This window comes from Nocardia sp. JCM 34519.1, from assembly GCF_020361265.1.
Classification (GTDB): domain Bacteria; phylum Actinomycetota; class Actinomycetes; order Mycobacteriales; family Mycobacteriaceae; genus Nocardia; species Nocardia arthritidis_A.
In genome coordinates this window covers 257,859-271,610 of the sequence record NZ_JAIRBR010000008.1, presented here as the reverse complement: position 1 = coordinate 271,610, position 13,752 = coordinate 257,859, and the positions used below count along the sequence as shown (strand labels likewise).

Sequence of the window (13,752 nt, the reverse complement as noted above, 5' to 3'; positions counted from 1 at the left end):
GATGTCCGCGCCGACCGAGACGCGCGGCCACGTCCGCGGGACCCTTGTCCGGATCTCGTTGCGGCTGTTGCTGATTGCCGTCGCCACCGGTGTCGCGTTCCGGGAAACCTGGGTGCGGTTGGTGCACGACGCCGCGCACGGCTCCAGCATCGGCCACGCGTACGTGCTGCTGGCGCTCGCGATGCTGGCCGCGATCGGCACCATGCTGCGGCCGCGGCGGGAACTGCCGATCCACGACCGGCAGACCGATGTGATCGTCGGGCTGATGGCGCTGGGCGCGGCGATTTCGGTGCAGGGACTGCTGCTGCCGCGCTACCGCTACCTCTACGAGATGCTGCACCTGGATCTGCTCGCGGCCTGGCTGTTCCTGTTCGGCGCCTGCGTGCTGCTGTTCGGGCTGCGGCCGACGACGCGGTTCTGGCCGACCTGGCTGCTGCTGCTCGCGGTCTTCCCGGTGCCGTACCGGATGGTGCGGACCGCGATCGGCGGCAGCGGCTTCGACACCGGCGTCGCAATGCTGCCGTTCGCGGCCTTCGCCGCGGCGATCGCCATGGGGCGCACCAGGATTCGAGCATTGATCGGCGCGGTCGGCACCCTCCTCGTCGGCGCGGTGGTACTGGCGGCGCTGCGCTTCTTCTGGCCGGACGCGCCGATCTTCGCCTATCAGGCCATCCCCTCGCTGCTCGCGGTGTTCGTGATGGGCCTGGTGATGTACTTCGACGTGCGGCGGCGCGGTCCCTCGTACAAGCCGGTGGACCGGCCCATCGAGCCGTTGAAGGCGCAGCAGGTGCTCAGCGCGGTCGCGGCGGTTGTCGTCGCCGCGTGCGCGCTGACGGTGCTGCCCATCCCGCCCGGTTACGACCGGCAGTTCCCGCTCGTCGCCGGACTGGATCTGAACCGGCCGCACGTGCCGCCCAATGGTTGGACCCTGCTCGCCGAACGCGAATACTCGTGGTCGCACCGGTTTTTCGGTGACAGGTCGGTGCTCACCCGCTATCTGATCCGGGCCGAGCGTCCGAATCCGCAGTGGGACAAGGAATCCCGGCGTCGTCGAGTGGTGGTCGACACGGTCGACGCGCCGGACGGCTACGCGATCGACCGGCTCCCGGAGTTCGTGCTCTACAACCTCAGCCAACCCCGCGTCGGCCCGGCCACCTGGCTCGACCTCGGCAACGGCATCACCGCGCGGCTCAATGTCGTACTGGACGACCGCAAACTGCTCAGCTGGACCTGGCTGAGCTGGAACTGGCGCGACGGGGACCGAGCCGAGCGGGTGAGCCTGATCGCGGCCGACAATCACCTGCCCGATGCCGAATTCCCGCAGCCACAGCCCTCGGTGTTCGGGATCTTCGACAACGTGATCAATATCTTCTTCCGCGGCAATGCGGTGGTGCTCGATTCCGACGCGCACGTGGTCGACGCCGACACCCAGCCCAAGGACCAGGATCTGGTCACCGATCTGGCAAAGCAGATCATCCAGGCTGGGCTGCGCTCGTGAACGGCGAAAGTGATTCGGGCGCAGGCACTGTCGAGCCGGAGTCCGCCTCGGCGCGGGCGCTGCACTACGCCGTGCACGGGCTGCGCGAGAACGATCCGATGATGTCTGCCTCGGTGGCTTTCCTGCCGTGGCAACGCAATACGGCGATCGGCTGCGTACTGCTCGTCGCGGCGTGCGCGGCGTTGCGGCCGATGGGGACCTGCACCGTGCTCGTCGGCCTGTGCACGCTGATCTACCTGGCGGGCATGCTGGATCGGGTCCTGATCTTCAAGCGGGGCATGCCGCGCGACGCCATCATGACCGTCACCGACGAGCGCGCGCTCGCGCTCACCGACGACGAATTGCCGCCGTACACCATCCTGGTCCCGGCGTACGGTGAGCCCGAGGTGGTCGGCGATCTGATCGGCGCGTTGAGCGGGCTGGACTATCCGCGGGACAGGATGCAGGTGCTGTTGCTGCTGGAGGAGGACGACGCCCCGACCATCGATGCGGCCCGCAAGGCGGGGATCGGCGGCGAAATCGACTACGTGACAATGGTTCTGGTGCCCGAGGCGCAGCCGCGCACCAAACCCAAGGCATGCAACTACGGTATGCACCTCGCCACCGGCGACATCGTCACCATCTACGACGCGGAGGACATCCCGGATCCGCTCCAATTGCGCAGGGTGGTCGCGGCTTTCCGGGAATTGCCGGACACCGTCGCATGCATCCAGGCCAAGCTCTCCTTCCACAACGCCCGCCAGAACCTGCTCACCGCCTGGTTCACCATGGACTACGGGTTGTGGTTCGGCTATCTGCTGCCGGGCCTGATGCGCAGCGCGGCGCCGATTCCATTGGGCGGCACCTCGAATCACTTCCAGCGCCGCATCCTGGAGGACATCGGCGCATGGGATCCCTACAACGTCACCGAGGACGCCGACCTCGGCGTGCGGCTGGCCGCGGTGGGTTATTCGACGGCCGTGCTCGATTCGACCACGTTGGAGGAGGCCAACCCGGACCCGATCAACTGGGTGCGGCAGCGATCCCGTTGGTACAAGGGCTATTTGCAGTCGTGGCTGGTGCACACCCGCAGGCCGGTGCGGCTGTGGCGGGAGATCGGGCCGGTGAGCTTCATCCGCTTCACCCTCTTCCTCGCGGGTACGCCGGTGATCGCCTGCCTGAACCTGGTGTTCTGGTTCATCTCGCTGTCCTGGTTCCTCGGACAGCCGAGTCTGATCGGGCACCTGTTCCCGTCTGCGGTCTACTTTCCCGCGCTCGTCGCGCTGATCATCGGAAACTCGGCGACCATCTACATGAATCTGCTTGCCTGCCGGGAGAACAATCGTCCCGATCTGATCTGGGCCTGCCTGACGGTGCCGCTCTACTGGATCATGATGAGCGTCGCGTCGACGAAGGGTTGCTATCAGCTCATCCGGCAACCGTCCTACTGGGAGAAGACCTTTCACGGACTCGGTACCACGGCGGAACCGGAAACCACTGCGGAGGCGGCGAATTGACCGAGGTGGATGCCATGGCACCGGTGGAACGCGACGATCGCGGCAATACCCATCCGGATCCCGGCAACGGCAGCCCGGTGCCGCGCCGAGTGAGCTGGTACGTATTCGGCTCGGCGACACTGCTTTACCTCGTCTTCGGCGTGCTGCTCAGCGTGGGACACGGCTTCCTGATGGGCGACGCGCTCAGCCGGGTGCAGGCCACCGAGGCCGCGCTGTTCAGCCGCGATCCGCACCTTTCGGCCATCGGCTTCGTCTTCACCCCGCTCACCTCGCTGGCGCAGCTGCCGTTCGTCGCGTTCGCGCCGCTGCTGCCGTGGATGACGCACTGGGGTATCTCGGGCGCGCTGATGTCGGCGCTGTTCATGGGCGGCGCGGTGCTGATGATCTTCGGCATCGGCACCGATCGCGGGCTGCCGTGGTGGATGGTCGCCGGGATCACGGCGGCGTTCGCGCTGAATCCGATGGTGGTGTTCTACGGCGCGAACGGGATGAGCGAGGCGCCCTTCCTGTTCTGCCTGTGCTGGGCGATGCGGCGGCTCATCCGATGGGTCCGCACCGATGACGCGCACGATCTCACCGCCTGCGGAATCGCCTTCGGCCTGGCCTATTTGACCCGTTACGACGCGGTCGCGCCCGCGGTCGTCGCGGGTGGGATCGTCTTTGTGCTGACCTATCTGCGCGGCAAAGGCGAACGGAATCGGTGGTATTCGGCGTTCATGGATCTGGTGCTCGTCGGTGCGCCGGGTGCGCTCGCCTTCTTCGTCTGGGCGCTGACCAGCTGGCTGATCACCGGACAGGCCTTCCAGCAGTTCACCTCGCAGTACGGCAACTCGTCGATCCTCGCGCAGTCCGGCGCGCAGGGGGAGGCGGAACTCGCCGCGGCACTGGAGTATTCGGTCGGATCGATCCTCATCCTCGGTCCGGCGCTGCCGATCCTGATCCCGATCGTCGCCGCGCTGGCCTGGCGCAGGCGCGATCCGGAGGTGCTTGTTCCGCTGCTGCTGTGCGGCGCGGTGCTCGGATTCCAGGCGCTGAGCTACGCGAGTGGTTCGACCTTCGCATTCCTGCGCTTCTACGTCGCCGCGATTCCGCTGGCCGCCGTGCTCGCACTGCAGATCACCGCGGCGCGCGGCTTCCCGCCCAGCAGGCGGCCCGGCCGCCATGCCGTAATGTCCGCGCCCACAAGGGCTTTCCCGGCCGGTAAACATGCGGCCCGCCCGGCCGTCGGGCTGCCCGAACTGGCCATGGCGCTGGCCATGTGCCTGATCGCGGTATCGGTGCCGCTCACCGGATGGGGGATGACCAGTCAGAAAATGGCGGTACAGGAGTACGCGCTGAAGGAGGTGCTCTTCCCGGAGCCGGACAATGCCACGCCGTACAACGCCGATCAGCGCCGGATCGCGGCCACCTTCTCCACCGAGCGCAAAATCGCGAATTATCTTGACGCACAGCATTTGCCGCGTGGCGCGGTGTTGATGGACACCGTGTACGGGTTCGCCGTGTCGGCGGCATCGCGGCACCCGGATCAATTCGTCATCCCATCGGACCGAGATTTCGTTCGGGTGCTCAACCGCCCCGCCGAACGCGGCGTGAAATACATTCTGGCGGTGCCGAACGAGGGCCGCGGCACCTCCGACGCGGTGAACCGCCGCTATCCCACCATCTACGAAAACGGCGCGGGCGTCGCGACACTGGCCATGGAAATCCCGAACGACGGTGCCGGGCAACCGAACTGGCGTCTCTACCAGGTGCTCGGCGCTAATTAGCGGATCGTGCGCACGGTGATCAGCTGGTCGACAAGTGACCACAGCGGGTCGTCGGGCCCGACGTCGAGGCTGCACTCATCCAGGCGCGGGTCGGGGACATAGGCCCAGATGAGCGCGCCGTCGACGCCCGCATTGCGGTCGGTGACGAGTTTGGTTTCGAGGTCGCGGCGGCGGTCGAGCAGGCTGCGACAGGATCCGGCGCGCATGCCGACCTCGGCGAGCAGCAGCGGTTTGCCGAGTTCGCGGGCCTGCCGCAGGCGTACCGCGAGCCCGTCGTGGGCATCGCCGGGCAGCGTATCCAGATTCGGCGAATAGTCGTGGTAATCAAGGACATCCAGATGCGGCGAGGCGCCGACGAACCGGTAGTCGTCGCCCGCGGTGCCGCACTGGCCGCCGCCGGTGAACCCGGCGAAGATGAGGCGGCCGGGATCCTTCGCCCGGATGATCGCGCCCGCGTCGTCGATGAACCGCCGCAGCACCCTGGCCGCGTCCGGGGGACAGGTGCGGTGCACCAGATCGCATGCGCCGTTGGTGCAGACGCTGGTCTCGGGTTCGCCCACCAGCTCCCAGCCCGCGAGCACCGGAACGTCGTGCCAGCGTGCGACGGCCGTGCCGACCCAGTCGCGGAAGCTCATCACCGCGCGGCCCGGCTGCGGGTCGGCTCGGGTCCACCCGTCCGCATACCACTGCCGCTGTTTGAACTGCTGGTCGTCGCAGCCGCCGTCCTGTGGTGCGAGTACCGCGATAACCAGTTGCCGATGTCGTTCCGCGGCACGGAAAACGGCGTCGAGCGCGCGGAAATCCAGTGCGTCCGTTGTCTTGTCGACCGCGAGCGCCTGAAAGACGTTGAAACGGGTGAGCGCGTCCGGCGGCAGTCTGCCGAAGTACGCGTCGAGATCGACCTGTGCGCCGCAGCCGTAGTTGAGCGACCAGTTGGTGCCGAGCTGCGGTGCGTCGAATCCGGACGGCCACCACAGCTTGTCGCGCAGCCGGAAACCGTCCGCGGTGGCGCGGACGGCGACCGAGTGATCCGTGCCGGAATCGGATTGCCGATCGCCGCCGCACGCCGGAACCGCCAGCGCGATCAGTGCCAGGGTGGCAACTAACGAGCGAACAGCGAACCGAGTCAAAACTCTCCCGTCTGTGCCGGTGAAACCCGCGACCTCCGATCCCCTAACAGTAGGGTCCATCCGCCACGGTCGAATTTCAGGTGGCTGAATGATTGCTAGCGTGTCGTCCGGTCAGTGCGCGTGCGGCCGATACCGCAGCCCGGCGAGCATCGCCAGCAGGCCGACGACCACCATGAACAGCCAACCGGCCCGGTAGTCGGGCAGTCCGGGATGCGCGGTGCGGGCCAGGATGGCGGTGAGGATGGCGACGCCGAGCGCCGAACTGGTCTGCCTGGCCATCATCGTCGCGCCCGAGCCCAGCGAGAGCTGGTCGGCGGGCAGCAGCGCCGACGCGCCGAACAGCGGCGGCTGGAGTAGGGCGGTGCTCGCGCCCGCGAGGATCGCGCCGGGCAGGAACATCAGCGGGTAGGACTGGACGCCGGCGAACACGATCCACCAGCCGCAACCGATGGCCATGGCGGCCCCGCCGAGCGCGGCCGACGCCGTCGCGCCGAATCTGGCGACGAACCGGCCGGATAGCGGCGAGAGCACGAGGCAGCTGAGCGGAATCGGCGCGATAGCCAGGCTCGCCCGCAGCATCGAGTAGTGCCATACTCCGTTGAGGAACAGGGTCGCGGCCAGAATCATCGCCGCGAAGGCCAGGTAGTAGGCGAAGATGCCGCCGAGTGCGATGCGAAAGAGCCGGTGCCGCAACACAACCGGGCTCACGACCGGATCCGGATGTCGCCGCGCGTGCACCGCGAACAGTCCGGCCAGCGCGATCGCGGCGACGAGGCAGCCGAGGGTGCCCGCCGAGGCGTAACCCCAGTCCGCGGCCTGCACGAAGGCGGTGGTCAGCGCGGCGGTCGCACCGAGAATCATTGCGGCGCCGAGCAAATCGAGTTTCCGATCGGCCTGTTGGCGGATATCCGGCAGTATCCGCAGCCCGATGACGAACGCGACCACCGTGAACGGGACGTTGAGGAAGAAGATCCAGCGCCAGCCCGCCTGCAGCAGCAGTCCGCCGATCACCGGGCCGCTCGCCGCGCCCGCGGCCGCGATCGCCGTCCAAATGCCCATAACCGTTGCGTGCTCCCGCTTTTCGAAGCTGGGCAGCACGAGTCCGAGTCCGGTCGGGATGAGCAGTGCGGCCGCGATGGCCTGGATCACCCGCGCGACGATGAGCGTCGCCAGTGTCGGCGCGGCGCCGCAGGCGATCGAGGCCAGGCCGAAAAGCGCTATGCCGGTGAGGAATCCGCGCTTGCGTCCGGTGTCGTCGGCGAATCGTCCCGCGGGCACCAGCAGTGCGGCCATCACGATGGTGTACGCGTTGAGGGTCCAGGAGACCGAGCTCACCGACGCGTTGCCGAAGTACTGCTGCAGCGTCGGGAACGCGACGGTGACCGCGAAGAGGTCGAGGATGGCCAGGTATTGCGCGACGCCGGCCACCGCAAGCACCCGCCAGCGGCGCGGGTTCGCGGTCTCGGTGCGCGGCTCGGCGATGATCGTTTGCATGCGTTCGACTATGCGAGCTGGGGATTCGCCGAACGAGTGGCAGGATTGCCAATATGCGCTAGATTTCTGACATGGAGTTGTCCACGTCACCCCGCCGCCCCGGCATCATCGCGGTCGCGGTCGCGCCGGGGTTGCCGCTCTTCGAGGTCGCCATCCCGTACCAGGTGTTCTTCGAACCGCCGCCCGGCATCGACGGGTCGCGGTGGTACGAGTTCAAGCTGTGTGGCCCCCGTACGAACGGGCACGTGACGCTGCGCGATCCGTTCATCGCGATGACCGACTTCGACTACGACGACCTGATCGCCGCCGACACCGTCATCGTCCCGGCCACCCCGAACGTGCGCGAGGATCCGCCCGCCGACCTGATCGATGCGGTGCGCGCCGCGTACGAGCGGGGCGCGCGCATCGCCTCGCTGTGCTCGGGCGCGTTCGTGCTCGCCGCGGCCGGACTGCTGGACGGCAGACGGATGACGACGCACTGGAAACACCTGCCCGCCTTGGTCGAACGCTATCCGGGGCTCGATGTCGATCCGTCGGTGCTCTACATCGATGACGGTCGCATCCTCACCAGCGCGGGCACCATGGCGGGAGTCGACCTGTGCATCCATCTGATCCGGAAGGATCTCGGCGCACAGGTCGCCAATGCCGCCGCGCGCAATATGGTTGTACCGCCGCATCGTTCGGGCGGACAGGCGCAGTACCTGGACTCGCCGGTGCCGTCGGTCACCGATTCCGGTCTGTCCGCGACGCTGCAGTGGGCGCTCACCCAACTCGAAAAACCGCTGACCGTCGCCGATTTGGCAAAGCACGCACGGCTGAGTGAGCGCACCCTCGCCCGCCGCTTCCACGCCGAACTCGGCGGAACACCGCTGCAGTGGCTGCTCGGCCAGCGGATCAACCGGGCACGAGAACTGTTGGAGGGCACCGATTTACCGGTCGACGCGGTCGCCGAGCGGTGCGGCCTGGGCAGCCCGGCGAATCTGCGGGCGCATTTCGGGCGCGAGGTCGGCATCTCGCCGAGCGAGTACCGCCGCTCACACCGGGCAGGCCGACATGAGGTGGTGCTGGGCTGACCGGGGCTCCGCCGCCCGCCGCCCGGTGGGGATGCCGGGTCGGCGGGTGCGGTCCCGGTGGTTCGCGGGGTGCGCGCACGCCGGCTCGGACGCGCCCCTCAATGGGCCAACAGGTGCGCCCGGACAGGGGCCGGCGGGCACTCCCGCGACCACCGGGGGTCGCGGTCGAAAACCGTATGACCGGAAAGGTAATCCGACTCCGCACCCGGTGCCAGACGCCGGAATTGGGGCTAGCCGGCGGTTGTGATCGCCTATGCCACGATTTGTTTCGGCTTGCGGCGCATGGCATCCCATGTTTGGATCATCAGTTCGGCTCACAGCCGTTTCGCAGGTGTCACACACCTCGTCGGCCGTCGTTCCACCGGGCCGGACGCGTTCGATGACCGTCGTGCGGACCGTGGAGGGGGCCGCACGACGGTCGTTCGGATATCCAGCATCCCGCTGGACAACCCGCTTTCACCGTCGCTCGGATTGCGTTCGGCGATATCCGAAGTGCGGCATCCTATTTCGGTCCGTGTATGCGCCTACCGGAGAGCGCTCGGCGTCCGGGAAATTCGCGATGCCGGATCGGCGCGCACATCGGCCGATACCGAAATTGTCGGATATTTCGGCTCGGAGATTCCGTTGGCCGCCAAAGAGTCTGAAGATCACCGCGGCCGGGTGCGCCGATCGAGCGGAGGCGAAGCGGCGGACGCGCCGTCCGCTCGGTATTCTCACTGGGAACCGTCCGATAATGTAGCTTTGCCGATCACGCCGGGTCCCGGCTCCACGACCCGACCTCCTGCGCGATCTCGATCAGTGTTTCCGGATGTACACACATAACGGAAAGTGAGCGAAGAATGGCGAGTTCTGGCCAGCGGAAGAGCGGCTTTCCCGATGTCGTCGTCACGAGCGTCGCGGCGACGACGTCGATCGCGGGGGACGTCGATTCGACGTGGAAGGGCCTGCTGAACGGGGAAAGCGGTATCGATGTGATCGATGACGGGTTCATCGATCAATACGAATTGCCGGTTCGCATCGGCGGACATTTGAAGGTGAACCCGCGCGACAGCTTCTCCGTCGAAGAGAAGCGTCGTCTGGCATATGTGCAGCAAATGGCGCTGCTGCTCGCCCGCGAGGTATGGCGCAACGCGGGCAATCCGGAAGTGGACAAGGAGCGGCTCGGCGTCTCCATCGGCACCGGGCTCGGCGGCGGCGAATACATCGTCGACTCCCGGTTCAAGATGGAGAACGGCGGCTACCGCAAGATCTCGCCGTTCGTGGTGCAGGCGATCATGCCCAATGGCGCCGCGGCCATCGTCGGCACCGAATTCGGCGCGAAGGCCGGTGTGTGCACGCCGGTTTCGGCATGTTCGTCCGGATCTGAGGCGATCTTCAACGCCTGGCGGATGGTCGTGATGGGCGATGCCGATGCGGTTGTCACCGGCGGTGTCGAGGGCACCATCCAGGCGCTGCCGATCGCCGCGTTCACCATGATGCGCGCCATGAGCACCCGCAACGACGATCCGAAAGCCGCGTCGCGCCCATTCGACCGGGACCGCGACGGGTTCGTCTTCGGGGAGGCGGGCGCGATGATGCTCATCGAGACCGAGGAGCACGCCAAGGCCCGCGGCGCGACGATCCACGCGCGGCTGATGGGCGCCGGCCTCACCTCCGACGGGTTCCACCTGGTCGCCCCCGATCCGGAAGGAAAGGGCGCGGCGCGTGCGATGACGCGGGCCATGGAACGGGCCGGCCTGACGAAAAAGGATGTCTCGCATATCAATGCGCACGCCACCTCCACCTCGATCGGCGATACCGCCGAGGCGCTGGCCATCAAATCGGCCGTCGGCACCCACGCCTCGGTGTACGCGCCCAAATCCGCGCTCGGCCATTCGATCGGCGCGGTGGGGGCGCTGGAATCGGTGCTCACCGTGCTCAGCATCCGCGACGGCGTCGTCCCGCCGACATTGAACCTGGACAACCAGGACCCGGAGATCGACCTCGACATCGTCCACGGTCAGGCGCGCGTCGGCCGGATCGATTACGCCATCAACAATTCGTTCGGCTTCGGCGGGCATAATGTAGCGCTCGCATTCGGCCGATATTGATCCGCGGGCGCCGGGACAGCTGTTACTCTTCCCGGCGCTCCGCATATGCCCACCCCGCCGGCTCCGCCGGCTGCCGTCCCCCGGGGTCGAGCTGAAGTTCTGTGTTCAGTTGTCATTGCGCGGCCCGCGCGGCCGCGCCTTGAAAAGGGATAAGGAATGATCGGCAGCACCTTTGACGAGTATCTCGACGAGACGGGCAACATCAGGATCCCTGGTGACAAGACCCTGATCGACTTCCTGGAGAAGCACACGGCGGAGAACGGCGACGAGCTGGCGTACCGCTACATCGACTACTCCCGCGAGCGCGACGGTGAGTACATCGATCTCACCTGGAATCAGTTCAACGTCCGGGTCCGTGCGGTGGCCGCCCGGCTGCAGCAGGTGGCCGAACCCGGCGACCGAGTCGCGATCCTGGCCCCGCAGGGTCTCGACTACGTCGTATCCATGGGCGCGGCCGTTGCCGCGGGCAATATCGCGGTCCCGCTGTTCGACCCGGACGAGGCCGGGCACACCGATCGCCTGCATGCGGTGCTCGGCGACTGCGCGCCCTCGGCGATCCTCACCGTCGGCTCCGCCGCGGGCGGAGTGCGCAGCCTGTTCCGGGACCTGCCCGCCGCCCAGCGGCCCCGCATCATCGCGGTCGAGGCGCTGCCGGACAGCTTGAGCGCCAACTGGGTTCATCCGGACATCGATATGGACGACGTCGCCTACCTGCAGTACACATCAGGGTCCACGCGGGTACCCGCCGGTGTCGAAATTACCCACCGGGCGGTCGGTACAAACCTGCTGCAGATGATCGACGCCATCGGAATCACCGAGAAGGCGCGCGGTGTCACCTGGCTGCCGATGTTCCACGATATGGGTCTGCTGTGCGTGATCCTGCCGATGATGGGCGGCAAATTCATCACGGTCATGTCGCCGAGCGCCTTCGTGCGGCGGCCGTCGCGCTGGATCAAGGAATTGGCGGCGCAGGCCGACGGCGCCGAGATCTATTCGGCCGCACCGAATTTCGCCTACGAGCACGCCGCTGCCCGTGGCTTGCCGAAACCCGGTGAGACGCTGGACCTTTCGAATGTGATCGGGTTGATCAACGGCAGCGAGCCGGTTTCGGTGTCGTCGATGAAGAAGTTCAACGACGCGTTCGCGCCGTATGGTCTGCCCAAGACCGCCATCAAACCCTGTTACGGCATGGCCGAAGCGACGCTGTTCGTCTCGGCGACCAAGCGCGAGGACGAGGCGAAATCGGTTTATGTGGACCGCGCGGCGCTCAACTCCGGGCGCCTGGTCGAGGTGGACCAGCACGGGGACAACGCGGTGGCACAGGTTTCCTGCGGCTATGTGTCGCTGTCGCAGTGGGCGGTCATCGTCGATCCGGAGACCGGAACCGAGCGGCCCGACGGCCAGGTCGGCGAGATCTGGTTGCACGGCAACAACATCGGCCGCGGGTACTGGGGTAGGCCCGCGGAATCGGAGGCCACCTTCCGGGCGAAACTGCGTGTGCGGCAACCGGAGGGCAGTCACGCCGAGGGCGCCGACCCGGATGCGAACTGGATGCGCACCGGCGACTACGGGGCCTATCTGGACGGTGAGCTGTACATCACCGGCCGGGTCAAGGATCTGGTGATCGTGGACGGGCGCAACCACTATCCGCAGGATCTGGAACTGTCCGCGCAGGAGGCGAGTACCGCGCTGCGGCCGGGTTTCGTCGCGGCGTTCTCGGTGCCCGCGAACGAACTGCCGCCGATGGTTTTCGAGCAGGGCGGCCGATCCGGACTGCGGTTCGATCCGGACGACACCTCGGAGCAATTGGTGGTGGTCGCCGAACGCGGCACCGGCGCGGGCAAATTGGATCCCGGCCCGATCGTCGATACGGTGCGCGCGGCCATCGCCCAGCGGCACGGTGTGACGGTGCGCGACCTGCTGCTGGTGCCCGCCGGCTCCATTCCGCGCACCTCCAGCGGCAAGATTGCCCGACGCGCCTGCCGCGCCGCCTATCTGGAGGGCACGCTGCGCGGCGGTTACCAGCAGACGGCGTTCCCGGACACCGTCGACGCGTGAAAAGGGGCGGGACGCCGTCCCGCCCCTTTGCTCAGTTGCCGCGGCCGACGCGGTGGACCGGGCCGTGCGCGTCGTCGCAGTGGTCCTCGAGCATCGGCAGCAGGCGTTCCGCATCGGCGGTCGAACCCGGGGTGAGCGTCGTCGAGTGATCGACCTGCAGCGTGGTGTGCGTGATGCCGTAATCGTGCTGGAGCACGTCCTCGATGCGCTGGCGCAGGCCGTGGCAGTCGGCCCCCGGACGGACCAGCACATGCGCCGACAGGGCAATGCTGCCCGAGGTGATCTGCCAGATGTGCAGGTCGTGCACCTCGTCGACGCCGTCGACGGCGACCAGCCTGCGGCCGACGGCATCCGGGTCGACGCCGGTGGGCGCGGCCTCCAGGAAGATGCGGCTCGACTCGCGGACCAGGCCGAGCCCGGCCTTCACCATCAGCGCGACCACGATCAGCGTCGCGATCGCGTCGGCCCTGGCGAAACCGGTGACCAACACGATGCCACCGGCGACGGCGGTGGCGATGAAGCCGTAGAGGTCGTTGAGCACGTGCTGGAACGCGCCCTCGACATTCAGGCTGGACCGGTTGGCCTTGCTGATCGCCCAGCTGGCCAGCACGTTCACCGCGATACCGATGAGCGCGGTGATCACCACCAGCCCGCCGGTGACCTGCGGCGGCTCGATCAGGCGGCGGACCGCCTCGTAGGCCAGCCAGCCCGCGAGCACCAGCAGGGTGATGCCGTTGGCCTGTGCGGACAGGATTTCCGCCCGCTTGAAGCCGTAGGTGTATTTGCCCCGGGCGGGGCGCGCGGCAATGCGAATCGCGGTGAGCGCGAGCACGATCGATGCGGCGTCGGTGAGCATGTGCGCGGCATCGGAGAGCAGAGCCAGCGAGTTGGCCAGCACGCCGATGACCACCTCGACCAGCATGAATCCGACGATGAGCGCGAGGCCGACGCTCAGCCAGCGCTTGTCCGCATCGCTCGAGACGCCGTGGCTGTGGCCCGCACCGTGCTCATGCCCGTGGCCGTGCTCGTGCCCGTGGTCATGTCCCATGGTTCGCCCAATCTTCCCGTCCGTCATACAGCCTGAACATATGCGCATAATCGCATCTATTGCGACAGCTTAGCCGACACCCGTCGGCCGGAGGTCAGT

General features: G+C 67.3%; 9 protein-coding genes. 6 read left to right on the top strand and 3 right to left on the bottom strand.

Annotation, left to right across the window (positions count from 1 at the left end; all coding sequences use genetic code 11):
* Position 1: 1 nt before the first annotated feature.
* From LGY53_RS21775 to LGY53_RS21765, 3 genes are read left to right on the top strand one after another with little or no spacing between them, the layout of a single operon-like run.
* The gene (locus LGY53_RS21775; RefSeq protein WP_225728538.1) at positions 2-1,498 is read left to right on the top strand and encodes an archaeosortase/exosortase family protein; all 1,497 of its coding nucleotides are present in this window, start codon (positions 2-4) and stop codon (positions 1,496-1,498) included.
* Entirely contained in the window at positions 1,495-2,994 is a 1,500-nt protein-coding gene (locus LGY53_RS21770) for a glycosyltransferase (protein WP_225728537.1), read from the top strand. Before LGY53_RS21775 ends, LGY53_RS21770 begins: the two co-directional genes overlap by 4 nt.
* 14 nt (positions 2,995-3,008) lie before the next feature.
* Positions 3,009-4,760, top strand: coding sequence for a glycosyltransferase family 39 protein (locus LGY53_RS21765; protein WP_225728536.1), 1,752 nt, complete (start codon positions 3,009-3,011; stop codon positions 4,758-4,760).
* On the opposite strand, the gene LGY53_RS21760 is transcribed toward LGY53_RS21765, so the two are convergent.
* Entirely contained in the window at positions 4,757-5,890 is a 1,134-nt protein-coding gene (locus LGY53_RS21760; RefSeq protein ID WP_225728535.1) for a beta-mannosidase, read from the bottom strand. The genes LGY53_RS21765 and LGY53_RS21760 overlap by 4 nt on opposite strands.
* A 111-nt stretch (positions 5,891-6,001) precedes the next feature.
* On the bottom strand, positions 6,002-7,384 hold the full coding sequence (locus LGY53_RS21755) for an MFS transporter (protein WP_225728534.1): 1,383 nt from the start codon (positions 7,382-7,384) through the stop codon (positions 6,002-6,004).
* A 71-nt stretch (positions 7,385-7,455) separates the two neighbouring features.
* On the opposite strand from LGY53_RS21755, the gene LGY53_RS21750 reads away from it, so the two are divergent.
* The 3 genes from LGY53_RS21750 (at position 7,456) to fadD32 (ending at position 12,605) form a co-directional block, all read left to right on the top strand.
* Positions 7,456-8,457, top strand: coding sequence for a GlxA family transcriptional regulator (locus LGY53_RS21750; protein ID WP_225728533.1), 1,002 nt, complete (start codon positions 7,456-7,458; stop codon positions 8,455-8,457).
* Between the two features lie 839 nt (positions 8,458-9,296).
* Positions 9,297-10,547, top strand: a complete 1,251-nt coding sequence (locus LGY53_RS21745) for a KasA/KasB family beta-ketoacyl-ACP synthase (protein ID WP_225728532.1) — start codon at positions 9,297-9,299, stop codon at positions 10,545-10,547.
* 156 nt (positions 10,548-10,703) lie between these two features.
* Positions 10,704-12,605, top strand: a complete 1,902-nt coding sequence (gene fadD32, locus LGY53_RS21740) for a long-chain-fatty-acid--AMP ligase FadD32 (RefSeq protein WP_225728531.1) — start codon at positions 10,704-10,706, stop codon at positions 12,603-12,605.
* 31 nt (positions 12,606-12,636) lie between these two features.
* Here the strand turns inward: fadD32 and LGY53_RS21735 are convergent, their stop codons facing one another.
* On the bottom strand, positions 12,637-13,653 hold the full coding sequence (locus tag LGY53_RS21735; RefSeq protein WP_308102950.1) for a cation diffusion facilitator family transporter: 1,017 nt from the start codon (positions 13,651-13,653) through the stop codon (positions 12,637-12,639).
* Positions 13,654-13,752 lie beyond the last annotated feature (99 nt).